Raw genomic sequence first — 25,046 nt, 5'->3', positions numbered from 1 at the left:
TTTATTTTCGAGTTAAAGCAATAATAAGTGTACCCGCTGTAAGTAAAGCACCAATAATCTGGAATGTAAGAGCTCTGTTCGGATTTGAGTTAGCCTGGACCTGCTTATTTTTGTCCGGCTGTACATATAATATGTCATTTTGTTTCATATAATAGTACGGCGAACTCACAATATCGGATCTTGTAAGGTCAACATTCACCACTTGGTCAGCACCATCTTCTCCTGTGCGTATAAGTTTTACATTGGTACGGTCTCCGAAATCCGTCATATCACCTGCAAGTCCAAGTGCTTGAAAAATATTGATTTTCTGAGAGAGACTTTCTTTCTGCCCTGGTTGTTTTACCTCTCCTAAAACACTCACATTGAAATTTTTAAGGGTAATAGTCACCAATGGATCTGTTAGATATCTCTTAAGGCGTGATTCCAGTTCCTGTTTTAGCTGTACCTGTGTCATCCCTTTAGTATATACATTTCCTAAAACCGGAAAAGAAATATAACCTTCTTCATTGACAAGGTATTGACTTGGTTCTACGTATTGGTTGATGCCTCTTCCACTGTCGCTCCCTACTTTGTTTGCAGTATTAAGATTAAAAGGTTTTACGGCAATTTCATCAAGTGCGGATACCAGAATAAGAAGAACGTCACCTTCCTGAATATGTAATCCCTGAAATTTTGCTTTCGCAACTTCCTCTTCCATATTATGTTTCGACATATATACCATATTCTGCTTCGGTCTGCATGATAACAAAATAACCGATAACAATGTTATATATGTAATAATCTTTTTATTCATATGTTGTTTATTCTAAGTCTACTTGTGTTATTATTTAAAATCTATCTGAACTAAATTTAATTTAAGATACCTAATAGGAAGAAAACTAACCACATAAGTATTCTATATTTATAAGAAGTTTACGAATGTGAGAGGTATTTAATCTTTATATTTAAATCAATTCTTTCTCTAGCAATTTTCATTCCGTTTGGAATTAAAATAGCAAAATTATTATTTTATATCAGTTTTTTATGTATTTTATTCTTTAATTTCATTCATATGCTTCATGTTCAGATATCTTGTCAAGAATTTCAAATTCAGAGTTATTGCTTTTAAATTCCGGCACAATTATTTTTAATATTCTTACAATCTGTAAACTATCTTTATTCATTGCTGAAAGAATAATTTGCGAGCACAAAATATCTATATCTTCAAACTTCATCAATGGATCTCTGGATATCATAATTTTCTCATGATGGGTAGGAATAGTTGTAGAATTATTCGTTAAAAGTTCTTCATATAGTTTTTCACCAGGTCTTAAGCCAATAAAATCAATTTTAATATCGATACCTGGAGTATATCCTGATAATTTGATCATTCTTTCCGCTAAATCCAAAATTTTAACCGGTTTACCCATATCAAAAACATAAATCTCTCCTCCCTGTCCCATTGTTCCTGCCTGAAGTACCAATTCGCAGGCTTCAGGAATCGTCATAAAATAACGAATGATATCGGGATGAGTAATCGTCACCGGACCTCCTTTTTCAATTTGTTTTTTGAAATGTGGTATTACAGAGCCATTGGAACCTAATACATTTCCAAAACGCGTTGTTATAAATTTTGTTGTATTCTCCGAAGAATTTTGTAGAGACTGTACAAAAAGTTCAGCAGCTCTTTTAGAAGCTCCCATTACGTTGGTGGGATTTACAGCTTTATCTGTAGACACCATCACAAAACGATTTACATTATATTTTTTCGATAAGAGTGCCACATTTTTAGTTCCTCCAATATTGACAAAAATAGCTTCATGTGGATTATCTTCTATTAATGGTACATGCTTGTAGGCTGCTGCATGATAAACTATTGAAAACTGATAATCATCAAACAATTTCTCCATTCTGGAATAGTTTGAAATATCAGCCAGTATAAATTTGAACCTTTGATTTGGGAATCTTTCTAATAATTCAAGCTGCAACTCATATAAAGGAGACTCAGCCTGATCTACCACAACAATCAATGACGAATTTAGCTGAGCAACCTGCCTTACAATCTCACTTCCTATAGACCCGGCACCTCCGGTTACCAGAATATTTTTACTAACATGAAAACATTTTACCTCATTGTTTTCTATTTTAATTGTCGGACGATTCAGTAAATCTTCAATCTGAAGAGGACGGATACTTCTCACCTTATCATCCTCTTTTATGATATTGGTTACGGGTACTTTTAATACTTTCAATCCTTTATCCAATGCAAAGCTAGTCCATTCTTCTATCTCTTGCTTTGTCATCACGTCTTTGATTAAAACCGCATCAAATTGTTCTTTCAGAGTATCACTCTTAAGAAATTGCTTTTTATTATAAATTTTATATCCAAGCAACCTTGCTTTTTTAGAATCTGATCTTGCAGTGAGAAATCCTGCCAGCTGATAGGGATGATCGGGATTGTGAATAATAGCCTTTGCTAATGACACGGAAGTATCCTCTACTCCTACGATAGCAATTCTAGCTTTGGATAGAGTATCCTTAGAATCTATTAAGACACCGAAAAGCTTTTTGATTGCCATTCTGAAAAAAAACATCAGAAAAATGGAGACAAAGAAAAATAAAAAAAGAACAGGATATAAAAATACGGGTTTGCCCAATATCAGTTCTGACATAAAATTCAGTCCAAGCAAGACAATAAGAGCACTCCCTGAAGACCATACAATTTTAAAAAAGTCAAAAAAAGTAGAGTGTCTGATAATTCCTGCATAAGTTTTGAACAGAATTATACACAGAATATTAATAAGCACCACTGAAAATATCTTTTCCTTTTGATACTTAGTAAAATTAAGTTTTACCTCCAGACTATTCAGAAGAAAATATGAAACTAAAATTGAAAAAAAAATGACTGAAACATCAATAAGAAAAACCGACCACCTGGGTATATATCTTAACTCCCTGATTTTAAAAACATTCCCCATACACAAATAAACCTAAAGTATCTTTTTCATTATTTCAACAATTGGTGGTTTTATTATCAGGCGAAGATAATAATTATTATTAATATTTTTAATAGCATACGTTAATTTTTATTCAAAATATAAATTACTAGTACCACAAAATATTTTAACCTAAAATTAATACGCATATTCCAAAAAAAAATACTGTAAAATAGGTATTTTACAGTATTTTGACTACTTTGATTGATAGTTGCGATCCGGACGGGACTCGAACCCGCGACCTCCGCCGTGACAGGGCGGCATTCTAACCAGCTGAACTACCGGATCAATTTTTTAAAAAAGAAATTGAGAAAACTTCTGCGATCCGGACGGGACTCGAACCCGCGACCTCCGCCGTGACAGGGCGGCATTCTAACCAGCTGAACTACCGGATCAATTTTTTTAAAGTAAATTGAGAAAACTTCTGCGATCCGGACGGGACTCGAACCCGCGACCTCCGCCGTGACAGGGCGGCATTCTAACCAGCTGAACTACCGGATCATTATTTTAAAGAACGTCGTTTCTTTTTCGTGGTTGCAAAATTACAACTTTTTTTGTTACCTGCAAATTATTTTAAAAAAAATGCCTCCCAATACTGGAAGGCGTTCATTATCAAACTTATTTTTTTTATAAGTGAGCACTTAATTTTTCAGCAATTACCTCTTTTGGAGCTACACCTACTAATTTGTCTACTACTTCTCCATTCTTAAAAATAAGAACAGTAGGAATATTTCTGATACCATACTGCATAGAAATCTCCTGGTTGTTGTCTACATCTACTTTTCCAACTACTGCTTTACCTTCAAAATCTGATGCTACTTCTTCGATGATTGGTCCTAAAGTTCTGCAAGGTCCGCACCATACTGCCCAGAAGTCTACTAATACCGGTTTTTCTGATTTTAAAACCGTATCCTGAAATGAGCTGTCTGTAATTTCTAAAGCCATTTTTGTTTCTTTTATTTTAATTAATATTATTTTCTTTTAATCCTTTATTGGATATTCAAAATTACGCTTTTTAGAGCACAAGCCTATCTATGCTCAACATTAGTTTTTTCTATAGTGTAATCACTTGAAATTTCCTTTAATGCATTGACCAATGTATCAATCTCCGCTTTGGTCGTCATATGGCTGAACGAGATACGTAATGGAGTACAGTGATCCATTTCATCCTCAGAAAGCACCATCATCATGACCATTGAAGGTTTTGAAGCTCCTGATGAGCATGCACTTCCCTGAGAGATGGCAATCCCTTTCATATCTAATTGAAGTCCTATGAGTGGATTTTTATAAGGTAATAAAGCACTTAAAACTGTATAAAGACTGTTGTCCTTTTCAGCACTTCTTCCATTGAATTTAATTCCTTCTATTTCAGCAGAAAGTCTTTCAATTGCATAATCCTTTATACTCTGCATATGGTTGGTATATTCCTCCATATGATTCAGAGAAAGTTCTAATGCTTTTCCTAATCCTACGATACCACAAACATTTTCAGTTCCCGCCCTAAGGCTTCTTTCCTGAGGACCTCCGGTAATAATTCCTTTTAAACCTGTTGTTTTTCTGATAAACGCAAATCCAGCTCCTTTTGGCCCATGAAATTTATGGGCACTGCAGGATGCAAAATCCACAGGAATATCAGAGAAGTCAAGGTTCATATGAGCCATTGTCTGTACCGTATCTGAGTGGAAAAGTGCATGATGTTCTTTGCACAGCTGGGCAACCTGTTTAAGGTTGATGATATTCCCAATTTCGTTGTTGGCATGCATTAAGCTTACCAATGTTTTTTTATCTGAAGCTTTTAAAAGTTCTTCCAATTTAGCAAGATCAATATCTCCTTTTTCATTCGGGCGGATATAGTTTACTTCTACTCCTTTTCTGCTTTTCATATCCAGAATACTTTCAGAAACGCATTTATGTTCCAGGGGAGAGCTTATGATTCTTTCTACTCCAAGGTGTTCTACCGAGGATTTAATGATCATATTGTTTGATTCGGTACCACAGGAAGTGAAAATGATTTCAGCAGGAGTTACATGAAGATAGTCTGCAACCTGTCGTCTTACATTTTCAATAAGGATTTTTGCTTCCTGACCAAAACTGTGTGTGGAAGACGGGTTTCCGAAATTCATTTTCATTGTGCCCACCATTGCATCTATAACTTCTTCTGCAAGCGGAGTGGTTGCGGCATTATCTAAATATACTTTATCCATTATTATTTTGAATATTTTAATTCTACAGAGGTAAATTTGTAATCTGTGGGAACAGTAAATATAAACCAAGGGCTTGAGATCACCTGAATTTCCATTCCACCGGAAGGTTCACCAGCCGGAACTTCTACATACAGAATCTGATTTTTCACAGATATACTTTTAATCTCCTCAATTTTGTGGCTACCAGATCTGAAGGTTCCCAAATTGTATAAAACGACTTTTTTATTTTTTGGAAACTGCGGATATTTGATATAAGATTCTTTTCCTATTTCTGAGATACCAAAACTTCCACTGATAATATTGCGGAAATCCTTTTCTTCCTTAATAATTCTAAAGCCAGGAGTGTCTGCCCCTCCCTGGGATTCAGAGACAATAAGTTCAGCATTTCCCTGTCCAGGAGAAGACTTCTGAGATGAAGTGCTTGCACAGCTCATGAAAATTGCTGTACATGCGATTAACAGGCTTTTCATTTTTTACAATTTTATCTCCCAAAATTAGTGAAAAAATTGGTAATGTCCCTCATTTGCCCATTTCAACATTGGCCGATCTCCTGAAGTATCACCAAATGCAATAATTTTATCGTATTTAGAATCGTTGATTTCCTCTTTAATTCTTACCAGTTTTTCTTTCCCGTTACAGTTTTTTCCGACAAAATTTCCTGTGAAAACTCCGTTCTTAAACTCTGCCCGCGTAGAAACAAGCTCCATTTTCAGTTCATCAGCGAAAGGTTTCACCCAGATATCTAATGAAGCGGTTACCAATAAACTCTGTGTATTATTCCTATCGATATTTTTTATAAAGTCTAATGCATTTTCCCTCACTATTTTAGGATAATGCTGTTCAAAAAACTGTTTAGACTTTTGCTCTATTTTATCCTGGGTCTGTCCTTTTAAAATAGAACCGATAAAGCTTTTTTTCACTTTTTCTGTTTCAGCCAGTTTCAGCTTCAGCAGGATAAAAAGAGGTACATGTCTTAAAAATTGTATACGATATTTTGTAGAATCGTAAAATTTAAGATACATAAACATAGTATCTTTATACGTAAGGGTTCCGTCAAAATCAAAACAATACAATTTTTTCATTTTTTAAAGCTTTAATTTCTTGAATATAAACTCAGGGATATTCCTGATAATCATCATAATAACACTCCAAACCGGCAAAACATATGCCACATTCCTCTGCTTTTTGAAGGCTTTGTAAATACAGGAAGCAGCCTGTTTGGGAGTGGCTGTCAGTTTCGGATTTAAAGGCAGACCTTCTGTCATCTTAGTTTCCATAAACCCTGGTTTTATAGTAAGAACGTGTACTTTTTTATCAAAAAGATAGTTTCTCAAACCACTCAGATAAGCAGTAAAAGCTGCTTTTGCACTTCCATAGATAAAATTACTCTGCCTTCCCCGGTCTCCTGCCACAGATGAAAGCCCGATAATCGTTCCTGATCTTCTGCTTTCAAACTTATGGGCAAAATAATTCATCACAGGAACCAGTTTTGAATAATTGATATCAATGATACGTTCTGTATTTCTGTTATCATACAATCCTTCCTCGGTTCCTTCCCCTAAATATCCTACGGCACAAAATAATACATTTGAATTGATATAATCAAATCTATTGTAATCAATTTCTTTTGTAAGATCCAGTTCAATGACTTCCGCCTGCTGCAGAAACTTTACATCAATGTGTCTCGCAAAACGCTCTGTAGTTTCTTTATTTGAGGTGAAAAGATAGATTTTTTCAAACTTTTCTCCTTCCTGAAGTGCTTTTTCCACAAAAGCCTGTGCCACTTCAGATGTACTTCCCAGAACTATCATTATGAATTGTTATTTATGATTCTTTTGTGCTGTAAAGACACAAATTTAGGATTTTGAATATTTTTCAGGTAACTGGTAAGTGACGATCTGCTCATGCTGTCTTTGGTAAGATAGATTCTTCCCCCGAACTCCTGAACAATCGCATCCAGCTGATCTACCAGTTTTTTCAGTTTTGAATTAACTTTAAAATCAAGAGCCAATGTATACCCTTCCACAGGGAATGAGTTGTAAGCCTGCGGATTGTTCTTTCCAAAAAGTTTTAAAACTGCCAGGAATGATCCGTTTCCGCTTTTGGCAATCGTTTCAAGGATTCTTTTCATTCCTTCTTTTCCAGTCTCTTTAGGAATGACCATCTGATACTGTATAAAACCGGACTTTCCATAAATCTTATTCCAATCTGTGATCGCATCCAAAGGATAGAAAAACGTCTCATAATCGATAAAATTTTTCACTTCTTTTTTAGACTGTTTTTTATAGTACAACCAGTTGAATATTTTTACGGTAAGGGCATTCAGTACAAATCCCGGAAAATAAAAAGGAACTGTAGGCTGCAGTTTTTTCTTTAACCGTAAAGGCGTTTTGGAAAAACTTTGGGGAAGCTCATGCTGAAATGCATGCTCTCCTCTCATGAGAATACTTCTTCCGATATTTTTTCCTTTCTGAAGACAATCAATCCATGCAACAGTGTAGGTCCAGTTTTCACTTTCATCGAACAGCTTAAATATCTCATCAAGATTGTCTGCTTTTATACTTTCCTGACGGATGTATGCGGACTCTATATTTTTAAGTTTAAATTTCGCGGTAAGAATAATTCCTGTAAGTCCCATTCCACCGATGGTAGCCCAGAACTTCTCTGAGTTCTCTTCTCTGGAACAGGTAATAATTTCACCTTTCTCAGTCATTAGCTTAAACTCGATCACATATTCGGAAAAACATCCTTCTGCATGATGGTTTTTTCCATGAACATCGGAAGCGATAGCTCCTCCTACTGATACAAATTTTGTCCCTGGAGTAACGTATAAAAAGTATCCCTGTGGAACTGCTATTTCCAGTACATCTGAAAGCAACACTCCGGATTCACATTCTATGATCCCGTTCAAACGGTCAAAATTGATGAATTTATTTAATTTTTTAGTTGAAAATATAGATTCTCCCAACGAAGCATCGCCATAGCATCTCCCGTTTCCTCTCGCAATAACCTCGTTGTGACTGAGTACAAATTCTTTTATTCTTCCGAAACTGTCCTCAGATCTCATCTCCTTCTCCACTATTGGGAAATTTCCCCAGTTTGTAACTTTCTGTATGAAATTCGGTTTCATTTCTTAAAATAAATTTGAATTAAAAATGCCACTACCCAAAGTAATAAAGTAACCTGTATATAGCGGTCTCTGTAAACAATTTTTGTAGGAGATTCCGTTCTGTTATAAACCAGTGTCTGCTGAAGATATCTTAGCAACGCGAATACCACAAAAATCACAGTATAAAAAACTCTTTCGTGAAACCTTGCCTGAACTTCCGGAGAGAGTGTAAACATCAGATAGCAGACAATAGCCAGAGTAATAGAAATGGATAAAGCAATATCTGCAAACTGCACGTTATAGCCATCCAGTGCTTTTCTTGTTTTTCCTGAAACCTGGGCATTGATAAGCTCACCCCTTCTTTTTCCAATAGCCAGTACCAAAGCCAATACAAACGTCAGGAGAATCGCCCATTGTGATATACTGATTCCGGTGATATAACCTCCAGCCAGTACACGCAGTACAAACCCTATGGCAATAATAAAGATATCAATAATAGGAACATGCTTCAACCTGAAAGTATAGGCAAGATTCATCATCACATAGAATCCTACAATGGTCGCAAATTTCCAAAGATACTCGTGGAAATAGATCTGTGTAAAAAATACAAGAGCAATATCTGTAATGACCAAGCCTATAAGAATTCCTATCGCTTTTGATTTTGAAATAGCTCCACTCGCTAATGGTCTTCTTCTTTTTTCCGGGTGCTTTCTGTCTGCTTCAATATCATTGTAATCATTCAGGATATAGACAACACTTGCTGCAAGTGAAAATATAACAAATGCAAAAATGCTTTTGAGAAGCAGATCTATATTGGTAATATTACCTGAAAAGAACAGAGGGACAAATACAAAAAGGTTTTTCACCCATTGCTCCACACGGAGCAGTTTTAAATATTTCTTCATTTATGTTATTTCAAATACAAAAATAATAAATTCAAAATTTCTAGCATAAAAATACAAAAAAAACCGCCGGGGCGGTCTTTTACGAAAATATTTATATATTAAATTAACTATTGCCCTTGCTTGGCATCGTTAATCATTTTTTCATTGGCAGTAATAGCAAACTCCACTCTTCTGTTTTTAGCTCTTCCTTCATCGGTATCATTACTTGCTACAGGCATTGCTTCACCTTCACCTTTTGTAAACATTCTGCTTGATGCAATTCCTTTTCCGGATAAATATGCTTTCACAGCGTCTGCTCTTCTTTGAGAAAGCTTAAGGTTATAATCATCAGAACCTTTGCTGTCTGTGTGACCATAGATATTAATATTGGTATCTGGGTTATTAGCCAATACTTCAGCTAATTTATCAAGGTTTGTCTGTGCTACAGAAGTAAGGTTTGAAGAATCAAATGCAAAGTTAACAATACTTTCATTCATGGTTACTTTAATACCATCTCCTACCCTTTCTACCTGAGCTCCTGGTAAAGTTTCTTTAATATCTTTAGCCTGCTTATCCATTTTGTTACCGATAACGTTACCTGCAACACCACCGATAATACCTCCTAATACAGCTCCGATAGCTCCATTTCCACCTTTACCTACATTGTTACCAAGGATACCTCCAAGTACTGCTCCTGAAGCAACACCTACTGCTGTACCTCTTTGTTGATGATTTGAATTCTGAACCGCTTCACAGCTTGTCAATAATAATGCTGATGACAAGAAAAGGGCTCCTACGTATGTTTTTGTAAATTTCATTTTTTTTGATCTTTTATGTTGATAAATTATTTCATTCCTGTTCTCTGGAAGTTGTAAACTACTTTTACATTACCTCCTTCAAAAGGAACATCCTGCTCCAGTGAAAACTGATCTGTACTCTGATTGATCATGGTAAGGCTGTAACCAGCTGTATTCTGTTTTGCTTTTGTACCTGAAGCAATTTTTTTAAACATAAACGTATTACCGCCTTTTACTTCAAATTTGATAGGCTGTGTAATTGCCGGGCAATCTCCACCACCGTTTAAAGTATACGCTCCTGTCCAGTTATTAGGAATCAATCTCCAGTGACTTCCTACGAAGCACTGTGCGTCTGCACCTTCGTCAAAAGGTTTAATTTTATAACCTTTATCATAATCTATGCTCACAATCTGCCAGTCTCCTTTCATTTTAAGGAAGTCGGCTCTTTGATTTTGAGATGTAGCTGCTTTGTTAACAGAGGAACACGAAACTGCAAAAAGTGATGTTCCCAACATCCCTGCAAGTAGTAACTTTTTCATTTTGTTGTTTATTATTTTGTTACTATAAAGTTACAAAAAACCGTGCCAAAATTTAAAATAAAAAATAAAAAGTCCGAAAAAATTCGGACTCTTTATGGTTTCTCCTTAAACAGAGGGAGATAAATTATTTTTTAACAGCCTTTTTTACGGATTTCGAAGGCTTGGCAGTGCCTGAAGGTTTCCCTTTGTAGAAATTCGTATATGCATATTCTGCTGCTTTTTTAAGGTCGATAACTCCACCAGCCTGAGATTGGTCTCCAAACCCATCTGCTGTACTTGGATTGCTGCTTTTCACAAGGGCTTCGATAATCTGGTAAGGTTTCAGATCAGGCATATAAGCCAGTAAAACAGCTGCTCCTCCGGCAACGACAGGCGATGCCATAGAAGTCCCCTGAAGATATTTATATTCGTTTTTAGGAACGGTAGAATAGATTTCTTCTCCCGGAGCAAAAACGTTTACCATCTTTTTATTGTAATTAGAAAAATCCGCTCTCAGGGCATTGTTTTTATTGGTACTTGCTCCCACTACAAGAACGTTGCTTACAAACGGTTTTTCGTCTGTAACATTTTTAAAGTTGGTAGGATATGCCAGATGTTCTGCTACATCTTCATTTTCGTTACCTGCAGCCTTTACTAAAAGAACTCCTTTATCTTCAGCATATTTAAAAGCATCCCAAACTACATTTTTACCAGGAGAAACAGGTTTTCCAAAGCTCATATTTAATACTTTCGCACCGTTATCTACTGCATATCTGATAGCATTCGCAACGTCTTTATCTCTTTCATCACCATTAGGAACTGTTCTTACAGACATGATCTTCGCTACTTTGGAAGCGACTCCGTACTGAATTTCTTTTCCTTGTGGAAGCCCTGCAATAATACCTGCTACGTGGGTTCCATGTTCTGCATCCGGTCCTTCATAATGATTATTTCCGTAGATTTTTTCAGAATAGTCATCATAGTTGTCCCCTACAATTTCTTTTCTCGGATCGTATGAAAGGTCATATTGTTTTGCCGCAGGAGCAAAATGATCGATAGCTTCTTTCATTTCGTCCTTCATCTTTTTTTCAAATTCAGCTGCTGATTTTCCTTTGAATTCCGGGCTTTGTGAAATCTGGCCTAAAAAATCCAGGGCAATCGCGTCTCTCTGATCCGTTGGAGCTTTGATTGCAGCAATAGTTTCAGCGGTTACAGGCTTACCTCCTAACAGCTTTACCATATTAGGAATCAGCTCGTTCAACATTGAATAGGTCTGGAAGTTTTGTTTTGCCTCAACACTTTTTTTATTGAACATATCTTTGGCTTTCATGTACATCTCAAACTCATCCTTCATTTTAGCCTGGTTGGCTTTATTTTTTGTGGAATCATCTCCTTCGAAAATAGGCTTATATTTGGCAACAACTCTTGTTACTTCCATATTATCGATATCAATATCACCGTTTTTACCTCCTATGAAATTCCATCCGTGTACATCATCAATATATCCGTTTCCATCATCATCTTTACCATTTCCGGGAACTTCATTAGGGTTTGACCATAGGTTCTTTACCAATCCGGGGTGATCTACCTGTACTCCGCTGTCTAACACTCCCACCACTACGGTTTTCGGCTTCAGCCCTTTAGATTCCAAGTATTTATAAGCATTTGCTGTATTTACTCCATATACTTTCGAAGTTGCAAAATCTTTATGATACCATGTCATCAGATCTTTATCTTCGTTGGGATCAATACTTTTAGCTTTAGATTCCTGTGCAAAAGAGAAACTAAAACCTGCTAAAAAAACTGCAGCTAATAATACCTTTTTCATATGTTGATATTTAATTTTTTAAAGACATATTCCAATCGCCACCTTCATGTTTTCTATCCTGAAAATTTCATCAAAAGCGATTGTATGCTAATATGATTGTTTTATATTTTTTATATACACCAATGATTCCGGGCCTTTATTACAAATAAGGTCAAGAACCGAAAGATCTTCCAAAAATCCTAATTTATCAGAAAATGTCTGGTAATATTCTTCCATCTGAAATTCTGAAGGAAGCTTTGCCGAAAACTTTTCTCTGAAATTAATACTCTCCGGATTTTTGATATATTCTTCATTCAAAGAGTGTGCCTTTTCTGTTTTCAGTATCTGTTGGATCACTTCTATCCCTTTAAGGTTAAAATCCAGAAGGAACTTTTCTTTAAGGTCAAATATTTTTCTGAACTTATCTTCATAGTATTCGAAATAAGGAGAGCTCTGATATGCTGTTTTGATTGATTTCCAGTGCAGGGTTCTCCAGTCTTCACGGTAAGAGATTTCAACATCTTTGAATTCTCTTTTTCCGTTATGGTTAATAGGAATTATTAATGACAATTTTCCGTTGGCACCATAAATATTGGCTCTGTTTCTATACGTCTGTTTTGGGAAATTTTCAAACTGTTCAAATACAATTTCATTCTCAGGATTCAAAAACACTGAGAACCAAGAGATTGGAGGCATATAAAATGCCGGTAATAAAATATTTTGCATAATAATATAATCTAGTTTTTAGGATAAAACACTCTTCCTACAGCATCTTTCTCGTCAACAAAGCCTAAATAACGGGAATCTAAGCTTGCGTTACGATTATCTCCTAAAAAGAATAATTTTCCACTTGGAACTCTTACCGGACCAAAATTATCGGCACTCCAGTCTTTATGATAAATTTTACGAATGTCCTGATTGGTATTCGGGTTTATAAACCTTTCATGAAAAAAATTATCATTAAGCTCTTTATCGCTTAATTGAGTGATGAAATAATTGTCATCAATCTGAAAGATTTCACTTTCTTCAGTACCTTTGGATAGAAGATCATTTACATACCCTCTGTCTATTTTGTAAGAATGTTTCACATTAAATTCATCTATCAATATACCATTAACATATAAATCACCATTCTCAATTAAAATCACATCATTTTCAGTTCCTATTAATCTTTGTACATAGGCACCTTGGGGATAATCTAAATTATTTTGATTGTAAGCAATCATTTTAAACTTTTCATAAGGAAGGATATTGGTCATAAAAATAAATGACTTTCTTTTGATCGTAGGTTCATTACCTGCCAAGGGTACAAAAGCATATTGCAAAACCCCAGAGAGTTTTGCAATAATAAAAAGAGTTACAATAAAGCTGCCTGTTAAAAGGACTCTATTAAATATTTTACTTTTAAACACTATTCTTCAGTTTTTTTCTTTCTGAATAATTTCATGAAATAATCCCATCCGAAGAATAAAATCAGGATCATCGCTGCAATCCACCAGTAAGAAGTTTTATTGGCTTCTCCTGTATTGGTAGCTTTGAACATTCTTTCCCAACGGATTTTAAATGGTGCCTGATAAGTAGAGCTGCTGTCCGAGAATGCACCCTGAAGACTCATCCATGTAAACATTGGTTTTCCAACAATATTTTCTTCCGGAACGAAACCAAAGAATCTTGCATCTAATGAAGCATCACGGTTGTCACCAATCATCATATAATAATCCTGCTGAATAGTATACTGATTCGCTTCCTTACCATTAATGAAGATCTTTCCGTTCTTTTTCTCCAAGCTGTTGTGTTCATATTCAGAAATAATCCACTGGTACATTGGCAGTGTTTCCTGATTGATCACTACTACATCTCCTTTTTTAGGAATTCTAACCGGGCCGTACCAATCCTGATTCCAAGGTTTATTGATTGGGAAAATAGATTGTGTCGTATCGATTTTAGTTTTAGCTTCGTCTCTGTAATATACTGCTGCTTCTCCTTTTGGTGAAACTTCTTCCTTCATATCAATAACGTGAGGAAGTTCTTTAATTTCTTTAGCCGTTTTATCCGTTAAACCCTGAAATCCATAAAGGAAACCTCCGTTATTCTGCTGCACTTCCTGAACCGGTAAGAATCCATAAGCTTTATATAAAGTAGGGATGTCTAATTGAGCATCCGTCGTTACAAGGTATCTGTGCTGTACTTCCTGATCTCCCAAAACAGTCTCCGGCTTTCCGTTAACGAAAAGTCTTCCGGCTCTCATTTCAAAAGTATCTCCTGCTGTAGCCACACATCTTTTTACGTAAGGGTCTTTTCTGTCAATAGCAGTATGTACTGAATCCTGAGGATAGTTGAAAACAACTACATCATTTTTCTGTGGTTTATTGAATTGTAAAATTCTTGTATAAGGAAGCTTCATTGCATCTACGTAAGATTTAGGATCATCTTTAGGATTACCTTTCTGTCCTGTATCCATAATAGTTCCCTGAAGGAAAGGTATTGCTACCGGACGCATTGGAAGCCTGTAACCATAACTCCATTTGTTTACGAAAAGGAAGTCACCTACCAATAAAGTTCTTTCCATAGATCCTGTAGGAATCCCGAAAGGCTGTGTTACAAAAACGTGAATAATGGTAGCAAAGACTACGGCAAAGGTAATAGAACCAATGAATGTATCTTTCTTCTTATCATTTTTCTCTTCATCTGTAAGAAACAGATCGTTTGTATTTTCATCTTCTAACTCTACATCTTTAGAATAGTTGATGACCGCCATATAAATAAACGGCAGAATCACGGTAAGAATCTGATCTTTGAAAAGTGTTTTGCCGAACTTCTTCACTAAGTAAAGGTGGAAAACCGACATCATGATTGGTCCTACTATCGGGAGATAAGAAAGGATTGCCCACCATTTCGGATGTTTTGTTTCTTTAAGAATAATGAAATAGTTGTAGAAAGGGATAAAAGCAAATAAAGGGCTATATCCCATTTTTTTGAACAGTTTCCAAGATGAAATCCCCATCAACACGGATAGTATGATGACATATACTGTATAAGTTAAAAAATAATTCATAAATTTTTGTGCCTATTCTTATGATATAAAGATAAATGATGAGTAATAAATGATAAAAGCAGTCCGCTGTTACAATTCACTATTCATCATTTTCTGCTTATTGGTCTGCAATTTACAGAATTTGTTACAAATTAAAGCCCCAAAACGTCTTTCATTGCGAAGTTTCCTTTTTTATCTTTAATCCACTCGGCAGCGACTACCGCTCCCAGCGCAAAACCGTTTCTGTTGAAAGCGGTATGCTTGATCTCGATTTCGTCTACTTCGCTTCTATAATATACGCTGTGTGTTCCAGGAACTTCGTCTTCGCGTACCGCAAAAATTCCCAGCTGCTTGCCTTCTGTTTCTTCCAGTTTCCATGCATCGAATTTCGGGTTGTTTTGAATGATTCCTTCTGCTATGGAAATGGCTGTTCCACTTGGAGCATCTTTCTTGTGGATGTGGTGAATTTCTTCCAGCTGGCAAGAGTATTCATCTACGTTCTTCATCAGGTCCGCAAGCTTTTCGTTGAGAGCAAAGAATAAATTCACGCCTAAACTAAAGTTAGAACCATATAGGAAAGCAGTATCATTATCTATCGCTAATTTTTCAATTTCAGCTTTTTGGTCAAGCCATCCTGTTGTTCCGCAGATCACCGGAATTTTATTTTCAAGACAAGCTTTGATGTTTTCAAATGCTACTTCCGGCAGTGAAAATTCAATCACAACATCCGGATTATTAAGATTCTCAGCAGTTGGGGTTTCCTTCAGACGGGCAACTACTTCATGACCTCTCTTCTGTGCGATCTCATCAATGATCTTACCCATTTTACCGTAACCGACTAATGCTATTTTCATATAATCTTTTTATTTTTTAATCTGCATCTGATCCTCAGAACTTCTGCAGGTGTATTGTCTTTTAAAATCTGTAACTTAAACTGAATCCTGTTTTTGGTGCGCTGTAGCCATACTGATCCTGAATAACCGATGGTTTAAAAACCAAATCCGGATCATGGCGGCTTTCGTAAAGGTGTGCATCTACTACAGCATCTACAATATTCAGGATATAGATCAACCCTGTAATGGCGATGGCATAATCCCTTTGTCTTTTGGCTCTGTCCTGTGCGTTACCTAAAGCTTTTTTGTCCAGCCACGGGTGACTGTCTACAAATTCATTAGGAGTTCCATTCAGTTTTGCCACGTAATACTCACGGTATTTTTTGTATTGATTGTCATTCCATACGGCAATACCAACCCCAGCACCTACGGCTCCCCAGACAATGGGAATTTTCCAGTATTTTTTGTTATAAAACTGTCCTAATCCAGGTAAAACTGCGGAATATAATCCCGCTCTGGTAGGGTTTAGCTTTATGGTTTTTGCTGTGGGACCGTTCGCTTTTTCAAGATCTTCAATAATCTTTGCTTCTGTTTTGCTTGGTTTTACCACACGAGGTTCTTCTTTCGGAAGAGTCTGCATCCGAACGGTATCTATAGGTTTTACTTGTGAGTAAGCCATTGCAGCGATACACAAGAAAAATGTGAAAAATATTTTCTTCATTTATTTAATATGGGATAAAATATATTCCAGCTCTTCTTCATTTTTGAAGTCCAGAACAATTTTCCCTTTTTTACCATTTCCAGAAGATTTGATCTCTACTTTTACGTCTAAGATATCTGCTATGGTCTTCTGGGCTTTTTTATAGTTATTGGAAAGCTCGACTTTTGCTTTTTTGGCAGCAGGAGACTTCGGGTTCTTCAATGCAGCAGCAGCCTGTTCGGCCTGACGAACGTTTAATTTTTCTTTGATAATAAGATCAAATAAAACCTGCTGATCTTCTTCACTCTCAAGACTGATGATTGCTCTTCCGTGTCCTGCAGAAATCTCACCGCTTCTGATAGCATTCTGAATATCCGGATTTAATCTTAACAGTCTGATAGAATTGGTAATCGTACTTCTGTCCTTTCCTATTCTCTGGCTCAGGTTTTCCTGAGTAAGACCGATTTCTTCAAGAAGCCTGTGATAAGTCAGGGCAATTTCGATAGCATCCAGGTCTTCTCTCTGGATATTTTCAACAAGAGCCATCTCAAGAAGCTCCTGGTCATTGACTAAACGGATATAGGCAGGAATAGTTGTTAACCCTGCAATTTTAGTTGCCCTGTAACGTCTTTCCCCGGAAATGATTTCAAACTTTTCACCGTCTTTTCTAAGGGTAATCGGCTGGATTACGCCTAAGTTTTTAATGGACTGTGCAAGTTCGTTTAATGCTTTTTCATCAAAATAAGTTCTCGGCTGCGTTGGGTTCGGATAGATATCTTCAAGCGCAACTTCCACAATATTTCCCACAAACTTATCTGCTCCTTCATCAGTAGCGGAATTGATAGTTGCTTTGGATTCTGCACTTAAAATGGCGCCCAAGCCGCGTCCCATAGCTCTTTTTTTGTCCTTCATAGATATAATTGATAAATGATGTTTGAAAAGTGATGTCTAGCACTCACTTGTTGGCCATTTATTATTAATTTAATTCTTTATTAAGTTTTCATTCTTCAAAAGAACTTCTTCAGCTAACTGAATATACTGAACAGCTCCCTTACTTTCTGCATCATAATTCAGGATACTTTCTCCAAAACTTGGTGCTTCACTCAATCTTACGTTTCTACTGATAATGGTTTCAAAAACCATTTCAGGGAAATGTAAATTTACTTCTTCCACAACCTGATTGGATAATCTCAATCGGCTGTCATACATGGTTAAAAGAAGACCTTCTATTCCAAGATCTTTATTGTGAATTTTCTGAACATTTTTAACGGTATTCAACAATTTACCAAGCCCTTCTAATGCAAAATACTCACACTGGATTGGAATGATTACAGAGTCTGCAGCTGTAAGCGCATTGACGGTAATAAGACCTAAACTCGGTGCACAGTCGATGATAATATAATCATAATCATCTCTTACACTTGCCAGCGCTTTTTTCAGCATATACTCACGATCTTCCTTGTCTACCAATTCAATTTCCGCTGCTACCAGATCGATATGTGACGGAATAATATCCAGGTTCGGAGTTGCAGTTCTCTTGATACAAACTCTTGTATCTGCACTGTGCTCCAGAAGATTATAGGTAGAATACTGAACATCCTCAACACCCAGACCGGATGTTGCATTCGCCTGAGGGTCAGCATCAATGATTAATATTCTTTTTTCCAATACTCCTAATGCTGCTGCCAAATTTACAGCGGTGGTAGTTTTACCAACACCTCCTTTTTGATTAGCAATACCTATGATTTTTGCCATTATTAGAACTTTAAGTTTCAAAAATACACTTTTTTCTTTGCTCTCGGTGAGTGGGGAAAATCAAAATTGAGTTAAAATATTGTTAATAAGCAATTTAACGATAAAAAAAATTATCCACAAAAAAAATTCTTTGTGGATAACTATTTGAAATTTACTTTTCCGTATTAATTCTCAAATTTCATGGAGATAGGAAATTTGAAATAACTTCTTACGTATTCTCCTTTTTTGTTTTTGGCAGGGATCCATTTTCCTTTATTGGAAATCATTTTAATTGTTCTCATTGCCTCATTATTAAAATCGGCGTTGGTTCCGTTAGCTTTTACCCCTGAGATCGTTCCGTCCATTTCTACAATAAAGGTAACTGTCGTCTTTACAACATCTTCTGATTCAAATCCTGAACCATCGAAGCTGTTCATTACTTTATTTCTGAAGGAATCTATTCCTCCTGCAAAACTAGCTTCTACACTAGGATCCTTATCAATAATTGTAGGATCCGTCTTTTCCACTACCGGATCAGCCTTTACAGCTGGTGGCCCATCTCCTCCGATAACACGTGGAACAATTGGAATATAGGTTGTATTTGGTACTTCTTTGCCTTCCGATGTCTGTGTGCTTGCTACTGCATTAATTTTATCCTCAACTTGCTTTTCATTGGTAACAATTGCTTTAGGTTCCGGCAATCTGTCATCATAAGTTTTTACAGCAGGAGCCGGAGGAGTTGGTTTTACAATTTGTACCGGCGGATCTTTCGGCTTTTCTACCTCCTGAATTTCAACAACTCTCGGAAGTTCATATACCGTTCCTACAGGCTCGTCCACAGGTTTCATTGCAGAAATCACAAACGGCGTAATGGATACTGCAGCCATTAAACTTGCTCCGATAAAAAGCGCTTTGGTTAATATTCTATCTGATTCGTTTCTTAATACATAGGCACCATAGTCTTTATTGCGGTGCTCGAACAGGACCTCGTTGAACCGAAATTCCTGGTTTTGGTTATGTTGTTTCATCACTACTACTATTTAAACTGTTAAAAATTTTGATTATTAGTTTTATTGTTCTTATCGATAAGTAGTGTTTCAATATCAAAACATCTGCCAAAATTTTATCAAAACAACATAATATTAGAAAATTTTATGATAAAGTTTAAATTTTAACATTTACAAGTAAAAAGTTTATAGAAGAAAAAGGAGTTATTTCTTCTCAAGTAAATGAGGAATAAACTTAATGACCTCTTACCCACATCAAGGTTTAAAAACTTGACAAGGCTCATAAAAACAAAAAAAGAGACCATCAATGATGATCTCTTTTTATTGTATGTTCTAAGAAATATTAGAATAATTCTTTTCTGATGATGTTCTGACTTCTTTCAGGACCTACAGAAACTAAGTATACGTTGATTCCTAAGTATTTCTCAATAAACTCGATGTATTTTTGCGCAGTATCAGGAAGTTCATCATAGCTTCTTGCTTTGGTAATATCTTCGCTCCAGCCTGGTAAATCCTGGTAAATTGGCTCGTAGTTGTATAGCTTTTCTGTTGACGAAGTGAAATAATCGATGATTTTTCCGTCTTCAGTTTTGTAATGCGTTACAACTTTCAGGTTCTCAATTCCTGTAAGAACGTCAAGCTTAGTGATCACAAGGTTGTTGATTCCATTGATCATACAAGCATGCTTTAAGGAAACAAGGTCTAACCAACCTGTTCTTCTTGGTCTACCTGTAGTTGCTCCGAATTCACCACCGATCTGTCTGATTTTTTCACCCAGTTCGTTATCCAGTTCAGAAGGGAAAGGACCGTTTCCAACTCTTGTACAGTAAGCTTTCGCCACCCCGATAAGGTTCTGAAGTGAAGTTGGCGGAACACCTGCTCCTGAACAAACACCTCCTGTAGATGGAGAAGATGAAGTTACGTATGGATAAGTACCGAAGTCGATATCAAGCATTAATGCCTGTGCTCCTTCGAATAAAACGTTTTTACCGTCTCTGATTGCTTCGTTCAGTTCCAGTTCAGTATCAACAATTCTATCCTGAAGCTGCTTTCCGATTGCTAAATATTCGTTGTAGATTTCTTCAACGTCTAACGTTGGTTTTCCGTAATATTTTTCAAAAAGAGAGTTCTTAACTTTTAAGTTTTTCTCAATTTTATCTCTTAAAATCTCAGGATTTAAAAGGTCTACCATTCTGATCCCGACTCTTGCAATTTTATCTTCATAACAAGGTCCGATTCCTTTTTTGGTAGTTCCGATCTGAGTTCCTCCGTGTTCCTCTTCACGGTAAGTATCCAAAAGGATGTGGTAAGGCATGATGACATGCGCTCTTCTGCTGATAAAGATATGATCTGTTCTCAAGCCTTTGCTCTCGATCTGACCAACTTCTTTAATGAAAGACTTAGGGTTTACCACTACTCCGTTCGCAATGATACATTTCCCTTTGCATTGAAGAACTCCTGAAGGAAGAAGGTGTAGAACGAATTTCTCATCACCCACATAAACCGTGTGACCAGCGTTGTCTCCACCCTGGAAACGTACTACATAGTCCGATTTTGCTGATAAAACATCCGTGATTTTTCCTTTGCCTTCATCTCCGTACTGAAGACCTACAACTACATAAGTTGACATATTTTACTTTTGTTTTTAGATTCGTGCAAAATTACTCTGAAAAAAAATGACGACCAAATTATAGAGGATATTTATTTTGAGTTGGGGTGAAAATCATGAGGTTGAATATTACTTCATTTCTACCTTTTTACTTTCACACCTATATAAAATGGATTATATTTACTATAAATTTATACAAATGAAAATTAAAATTCTGATTCTACTTTTAATAATCCCTCTTATTTATGTGAACGCTCAAAATAAAGTAAATGATTATCTAAATATACGTGGTCCCATTAAGCTAAATCAAAAGGAATATAATCTCGTATGGAGTTCGCATCCTAATGAAAATTATTTTAAACAGGAATATGTAAGCTCACATGATAACATCCATAAATACAACAGTATGGTATTGGTCGATTTTATAAAAGGTGATTTTAATATCAAGGATGTTGTGGATCAAAAAGTAGCTGAACTGCAGGAAATGAAAAAGACCAAACCAGTCGTCAATTACCAGATTTTTGAAAATAAGGAAGAATATATTTTAGATTTTCTTATCAGTGAAAATTCAAAGGACGGCAAGGAAATACTTATTGCAGAAAGAAATATTTATCGCTACAAAATCATTAGTAATGGAAAGAATAAAGGCGTTCTTCTTTTTGCACTGAGTGAAAGAGGGTATCCGGAAAATATTGATTCTTTTTTTAATAATTTAAAAACCAATTCTTCAAAATTAATTGAAACGGTTGGAAATTATAAACTTCCAGATATTGAAATAAAATAATATTCCAATTACTATGAACCCATCACAAAAGTCTGCCTATTTACCATCAAAAATAAACAGCAGTTCAGAACTTTTCTACACTCTGTTTTCTCCGGAGACAGCAAAAGCCACCCTTCTCATTGTTCATGGTATGCAGGAACACAGCGGAAGATATGCAGAGATTGCAGAATATTTTGCGTCTCATGGAATTGCTGTATTGACCTATGATCACCTGGGACATGGAAAATCTGTAAAAGAGAAAAAAGATATTGGTTTCTTCCAGCTTGAAAAACCGGATGAAAGGCTTGTAGCCGATGCCGAAATGATGGCAGATTATCTTGCAGAACAATATCCGGATATCCCCCATTTTATTCTGGGACATTCTATGGGATCTTTTATTACACGATGTCTTCTTCAAAAAGAAAGCAGTAAATTTTCCGGAGCTATCATTACAGGAACCGGCGGACCTTTACCGGGAATCGATATATTGAGAGGTTATTTGTCATTAGCCACAGCTATCGCTCCTCGTCATCGTACTTTTTTGAATTCTGTTTTTACGAGCGTCAATAACAAACATTTTAAAAAGGATCAAGATTTCAGTGATACCAGCTGGCTCAGTGTAAATCCTAAAAACCGACAAGCTTTTGAAAAGGATGAACTTTGTGGAATTCCGTTTACTCATAATGCTTTTTATACTCTATTTACCGTTTATAAAAAAGCGACAGCGAGAAACTGGGCTGCACCTATTTCTAAATCATTTCCTTTTTTATTCGTAAGCGGACAGAAGGATCCGATTGGTGACTTTGGAAAAGGAGTCATGCAAACCGTCAACAACTTAAAAATTGATGGTTTTCAAAATGTGGACTTAAAAATCTATCCTGATATGCGTCATGAGATTTTAAACGAATCCATAAGAGAACAGGTTCTGAAGGAAATCCATAACTGGATCTTAAAATAATAAGAACAAAATAAAAATTCCAGATAGCATTGATCTGGAATTTCTGTATAAGTTTCGGCTAAAGCCGATGGATTCTAATCTTATTGACAGACGGGATAAAGCCCGCCTCTATTGAATACCTAAAGGATTTTGTTTGATTTGTAAGAAATATAATAATTACCCCAGCATCAATTCTCTGTCAATTCCAATCTCCTGAAGAAAAACTTCATCATGGGAAATCACCAGTAGAGTTCCATGATAATCTTTTATAGAATTGGTGAGAATTTCCACATTCTGGAGATCTAAATTATTCGTAGGTTCATCAAGGATAATCATATCGGGTGCTTTATTACTAATGGAAAGACCGCAAAGAAGCAACCGTAAACGCTCTCCGCCACTTAGCATTCCACATTTTTTGTCCCAGGTATCTTTCCAAAATAAAAATCTGGACAGTAATGTTTTCACTTCGGATTCCTGCATGGCACTGTCATTGAAAGTCTGTACAAAATCGTAAAGCGTTGAATCATTATCAATAAGGGAATATTCCTGGTCAATATAGATACTGTTGAATTCTGTCTTATTTATTTTTCCTTCCGAAGGTTTAATATTTCCCAACAGAAGCTTTATCAGGGTAGTTTTTCCGGAACCGTTTGAGCCTTTCACTGATATTCGGTCTCCGCTTCGCACCTCCATACTGATGTTTTCTTTCCATAGTTTTTCTTTTCCGTAAGTGAAATTAATATCTTCAATGGTAACAAGGATCTTTCCTGAATGTAGATTAGAATCATTAAAATTAACTTTCATCTGATCAGAATTCTTTAAGGAGGAACGCAGATCTCTTAAGTCACCGGAAATCCCACTAATTTTCTCTGCGTGTATACTTTTAAGTTTTGAACTGTTTTTTTCAGCATTATTCCGAAGCGTATTCATCATAATTCTGGCTACTCCGGATTTTTCCTGCTTCCCTTTACCTCTTGCATCCAGTTTTTGCTTTCGTTCCAGAGTTTCCCGCTCCTTTTCTTTTGCTTTTTTCAGAGCACGTTCTTTGGAATGGATATCATTTTGCAATGCTTCCTCCTCAACTTCTTTCTGTTTGGCATAAAAGTCATAGTTTCCACCATAAGTTGCAATTCCCTGATTGCTTAATTCGAATATGGTATCTACAAGATTGAGCAAAATACGGTCGTGGCTTACGATAACCACTGTTGCATCTGTTTTGTCAATAAGATCATACAAGAGTTTTCTTCCTTCCCTGTCCAGGTGATTGGTCGGTTCATCCAATACGATAATATCAGGTTGGTTGATCTGAATTCCAGCGAGAAAAACTTTAGTCTTCTGTCCTCCGCTCAGGTCTTCCAGTTTTTGAGTTAATTCAAAATTTCCGAGCCCCCAATGCTCCAAAGCATTCTGGCATCTTTCTTCAATATCCCAGTCGTCATTGAGCGTTTCAAAATATATTTCGTCCACCTCTCCATTGGTAATTTTTTGAAGAGCATGGAGTTTCTGATCTATCCTCAGGCATTCTGCAATGGTAAGATCATTTAAATTTCCAAACATCTGCGGTACATAAAAGATATTACCCCGGATATTAGTATTGCCGTTTAGAGGCTGTATTTCTCCCGCGATTAATTTCAGCAGGGTTGATTTTCCCACGCCATTACTCCCTACCAGAGCAGATTTGGTATGAGACTGTATTGTTAAATTGATATGATTAAATAGAAGATTTCCTCCCGGAAACCCAAAGGATATATTTTGCAGTAAAATCATGATTTCTTTCTTAATAAAGGTTGAACACCAGCAACATTCTTGTTACCGTTTTATTGAGTCTGAAAGAAATGATATCCTACATGTCTGTTTTTTTGGGTTTTGAAAGAACAAAGATACTCATTTTTCTGAATATTTGTTTTCATCAATAATCAGGACATTTATCATTATCCTTTTCTTCCTTATTTCAAACACCTGCTTTTCAAAAGTATTTTTAAATCTATTTTTTGAGGCTATACCATTCTATCTCATTAAAAAGCTTGTTGTTATGAATGTTTAAACAGACTTCATCAGGATATTGAATTTTGTGATCCGGAAAACATCAAACTTTCAAACTGATAAAAACAGGAAAGTATTTTAATCAAAAATCC

Annotated in this window: 25 protein-coding genes and 3 tRNA genes; 3 read left to right on the top strand and 25 right to left on the bottom strand. The window is 36.0% G+C overall.

Going from position 1 to position 25,046, the window contains the following annotated elements:
- Position 1: 1 nt before the first annotated feature.
- Both PZ898_RS21840 and PZ898_RS21835 read right to left on the bottom strand, forming a co-directional pair.
- A complete protein-coding gene (locus tag PZ898_RS21840) occupies positions 2-712 on the bottom strand; it encodes a polysaccharide biosynthesis/export family protein (RefSeq protein ID WP_228432267.1) in 711 nt (236 codons plus the stop codon).
- 331 nt (positions 713-1,043) lie between these two features.
- Positions 1,044-2,558 carry a nucleoside-diphosphate sugar epimerase/dehydratase gene (locus PZ898_RS21835; RefSeq protein WP_238590678.1) on the bottom strand — a complete coding sequence of 505 codons (1,515 nt, stop codon included), beginning with the start codon at positions 2,556-2,558 and terminating at the stop codon, positions 1,044-1,046.
- A 22-nt stretch (positions 2,559-2,580) separates the two neighbouring features.
- On the opposite strand from PZ898_RS21835, the gene PZ898_RS21830 reads away from it, so the two are divergent.
- Positions 2,581-2,748 (top strand): hypothetical protein, encoded by a 168-nt coding sequence (locus tag PZ898_RS21830; protein ID WP_228432271.1) that lies wholly within the window; start codon positions 2,581-2,583, stop codon positions 2,746-2,748.
- Between the two features lie 441 nt (positions 2,749-3,189).
- Here the strand turns inward: PZ898_RS21830 and PZ898_RS21825 are convergent.
- The 22 genes from PZ898_RS21825 to PZ898_RS21720 all read right to left on the bottom strand — a co-directional run bounded on the left by PZ898_RS21825 (position 3,190) and on the right by PZ898_RS21720 (position 21,232).
- Positions 3,190-3,263, bottom strand: a tRNA-Asp gene (locus PZ898_RS21825).
- A gap of 33 nt (positions 3,264-3,296) precedes the next feature.
- Positions 3,297-3,370 (bottom strand) — tRNA-Asp (locus PZ898_RS21820).
- Between the two features lie 32 nt (positions 3,371-3,402).
- Positions 3,403-3,476: transfer RNA gene (locus tag PZ898_RS21815), tRNA-Asp, on the bottom strand.
- Positions 3,477-3,602: 126 nt separating this feature from the next.
- Positions 3,603-3,920, bottom strand: a complete 318-nt coding sequence (gene trxA, locus PZ898_RS21810) for a thioredoxin (RefSeq protein WP_062676403.1) — start codon at positions 3,918-3,920, stop codon at positions 3,603-3,605.
- A gap of 83 nt (positions 3,921-4,003) precedes the next feature.
- Positions 4,004-5,179 carry a cysteine desulfurase family protein gene (locus tag PZ898_RS21805; protein WP_062676404.1) on the bottom strand — a complete coding sequence of 392 codons (1,176 nt, stop codon included), beginning with the start codon at positions 5,177-5,179 and terminating at the stop codon, positions 4,004-4,006.
- 2 nt (positions 5,180-5,181) lie between these two features.
- Positions 5,182-5,649, bottom strand: a complete 468-nt coding sequence (locus PZ898_RS21800) for a hypothetical protein (protein WP_120232980.1) — start codon at positions 5,647-5,649, stop codon at positions 5,182-5,184.
- A gap of 24 nt (positions 5,650-5,673) precedes the next feature.
- Positions 5,674-6,261, bottom strand: a complete 588-nt coding sequence (locus PZ898_RS21795) for an HAD-IB family hydrolase (RefSeq protein ID WP_062676406.1) — start codon at positions 6,259-6,261, stop codon at positions 5,674-5,676.
- Between the two features lie 3 nt (positions 6,262-6,264).
- Positions 6,265-6,990, bottom strand: a complete 726-nt coding sequence (locus PZ898_RS21790) for an SDR family NAD(P)-dependent oxidoreductase (protein ID WP_277694230.1) — start codon at positions 6,988-6,990, stop codon at positions 6,265-6,267.
- Entirely contained in the window at positions 6,990-8,309 is a 1,320-nt protein-coding gene (locus PZ898_RS21785) for an FAD-binding oxidoreductase (protein ID WP_062676408.1), read from the bottom strand. The genes PZ898_RS21790 and PZ898_RS21785 overlap by 1 nt, the downstream gene beginning before the upstream one ends.
- Positions 8,306-9,193, bottom strand: a complete 888-nt coding sequence (locus tag PZ898_RS21780; protein ID WP_062676409.1) for a decaprenyl-phosphate phosphoribosyltransferase — start codon at positions 9,191-9,193, stop codon at positions 8,306-8,308. The genes PZ898_RS21785 and PZ898_RS21780 overlap by 4 nt, the downstream gene beginning before the upstream one ends.
- A gap of 107 nt (positions 9,194-9,300) precedes the next feature.
- Positions 9,301-9,990, bottom strand: coding sequence for an OmpA family protein (locus PZ898_RS21775; protein ID WP_062676410.1), 690 nt, complete (start codon positions 9,988-9,990; stop codon positions 9,301-9,303).
- Positions 9,991-10,016: 26 nt separating this feature from the next.
- Positions 10,017-10,508 carry a lipocalin family protein gene (locus tag PZ898_RS21770; RefSeq protein WP_047433063.1) on the bottom strand — a complete coding sequence of 164 codons (492 nt, stop codon included), beginning with the start codon at positions 10,506-10,508 and terminating at the stop codon, positions 10,017-10,019.
- A gap of 124 nt (positions 10,509-10,632) precedes the next feature.
- Complete coding sequence (locus tag PZ898_RS21765; RefSeq protein WP_277694229.1) at positions 10,633-12,315, bottom strand: S8 family serine peptidase; 1,683 nt, start codon at positions 12,313-12,315, stop codon at positions 10,633-10,635.
- A gap of 87 nt (positions 12,316-12,402) precedes the next feature.
- Entirely contained in the window at positions 12,403-13,020 is a 618-nt protein-coding gene (locus tag PZ898_RS21760) for a WbqC family protein (protein ID WP_062676412.1), read from the bottom strand.
- An 11-nt stretch (positions 13,021-13,031) separates the two neighbouring features.
- The gene (gene lepB, locus PZ898_RS21755) at positions 13,032-13,706 is read right to left on the bottom strand and encodes a signal peptidase I (RefSeq protein ID WP_202967952.1); all 675 of its coding nucleotides are present in this window, start codon (positions 13,704-13,706) and stop codon (positions 13,032-13,034) included.
- Positions 13,706-15,349 (bottom strand): signal peptidase I, encoded by a 1,644-nt coding sequence (lepB, locus tag PZ898_RS21750; RefSeq protein ID WP_277694228.1) that lies wholly within the window; start codon positions 15,347-15,349, stop codon positions 13,706-13,708. Before lepB (PZ898_RS21750) ends, lepB (PZ898_RS21755) begins: the two co-directional genes overlap by 1 nt.
- Positions 15,350-15,480: 131 nt before the next feature.
- The gene (gene dapB, locus PZ898_RS21745) at positions 15,481-16,182 is read right to left on the bottom strand and encodes a 4-hydroxy-tetrahydrodipicolinate reductase (protein WP_062676415.1); all 702 of its coding nucleotides are present in this window, start codon (positions 16,180-16,182) and stop codon (positions 15,481-15,483) included.
- Between the two features lie 61 nt (positions 16,183-16,243).
- Complete coding sequence (locus PZ898_RS21740; RefSeq protein ID WP_034697458.1) at positions 16,244-16,882, bottom strand: DUF5683 domain-containing protein; 639 nt, start codon at positions 16,880-16,882, stop codon at positions 16,244-16,246.
- Positions 16,883-17,773, bottom strand: coding sequence for a ParB/RepB/Spo0J family partition protein (locus PZ898_RS21735; protein WP_034697457.1), 891 nt, complete (start codon positions 17,771-17,773; stop codon positions 16,883-16,885).
- Between the two features lie 69 nt (positions 17,774-17,842).
- Complete coding sequence (locus PZ898_RS21730) at positions 17,843-18,616, bottom strand: ParA family protein (RefSeq protein WP_002981269.1); 774 nt, start codon at positions 18,614-18,616, stop codon at positions 17,843-17,845.
- Positions 18,617-18,780: 164 nt separating this feature from the next.
- Entirely contained in the window at positions 18,781-19,623 is an 843-nt protein-coding gene (locus tag PZ898_RS21725; protein WP_120232975.1) for an energy transducer TonB, read from the bottom strand.
- Between the two features lie 322 nt (positions 19,624-19,945).
- Positions 19,946-21,232 carry an adenylosuccinate synthase gene (locus PZ898_RS21720; RefSeq protein ID WP_062676417.1) on the bottom strand — a complete coding sequence of 429 codons (1,287 nt, stop codon included), beginning with the start codon at positions 21,230-21,232 and terminating at the stop codon, positions 19,946-19,948.
- Positions 21,233-21,410: 178 nt separating this feature from the next.
- On the opposite strand from PZ898_RS21720, the gene PZ898_RS21715 reads away from it, so the two are divergent.
- The gene (locus PZ898_RS21715; RefSeq protein ID WP_277694227.1) at positions 21,411-21,995 is read left to right on the top strand and encodes a hypothetical protein; all 585 of its coding nucleotides are present in this window, start codon (positions 21,411-21,413) and stop codon (positions 21,993-21,995) included.
- Positions 21,996-22,008: 13 nt separating this feature from the next.
- The gene (locus PZ898_RS21710; protein WP_277694226.1) at positions 22,009-22,932 is read left to right on the top strand and encodes an alpha/beta fold hydrolase; all 924 of its coding nucleotides are present in this window, start codon (positions 22,009-22,011) and stop codon (positions 22,930-22,932) included.
- A 156-nt stretch (positions 22,933-23,088) separates the two neighbouring features.
- On the opposite strand, the gene PZ898_RS21705 is transcribed toward PZ898_RS21710, so the two are convergent.
- Complete coding sequence (locus PZ898_RS21705; protein ID WP_277694225.1) at positions 23,089-24,678, bottom strand: ABC-F family ATP-binding cassette domain-containing protein; 1,590 nt, start codon at positions 24,676-24,678, stop codon at positions 23,089-23,091.
- Between the last annotated feature and the right edge of the window lie 368 nt (positions 24,679-25,046).

The sequence above is a fragment of the Chryseobacterium sp. WX genome, assembly GCF_029542485.1.
In the GTDB taxonomy this organism is placed as follows: domain Bacteria; phylum Bacteroidota; class Bacteroidia; order Flavobacteriales; family Weeksellaceae; genus Chryseobacterium; species Chryseobacterium cucumeris.
This window is presented reverse-complemented; position numbering and strand designations above follow the sequence as displayed.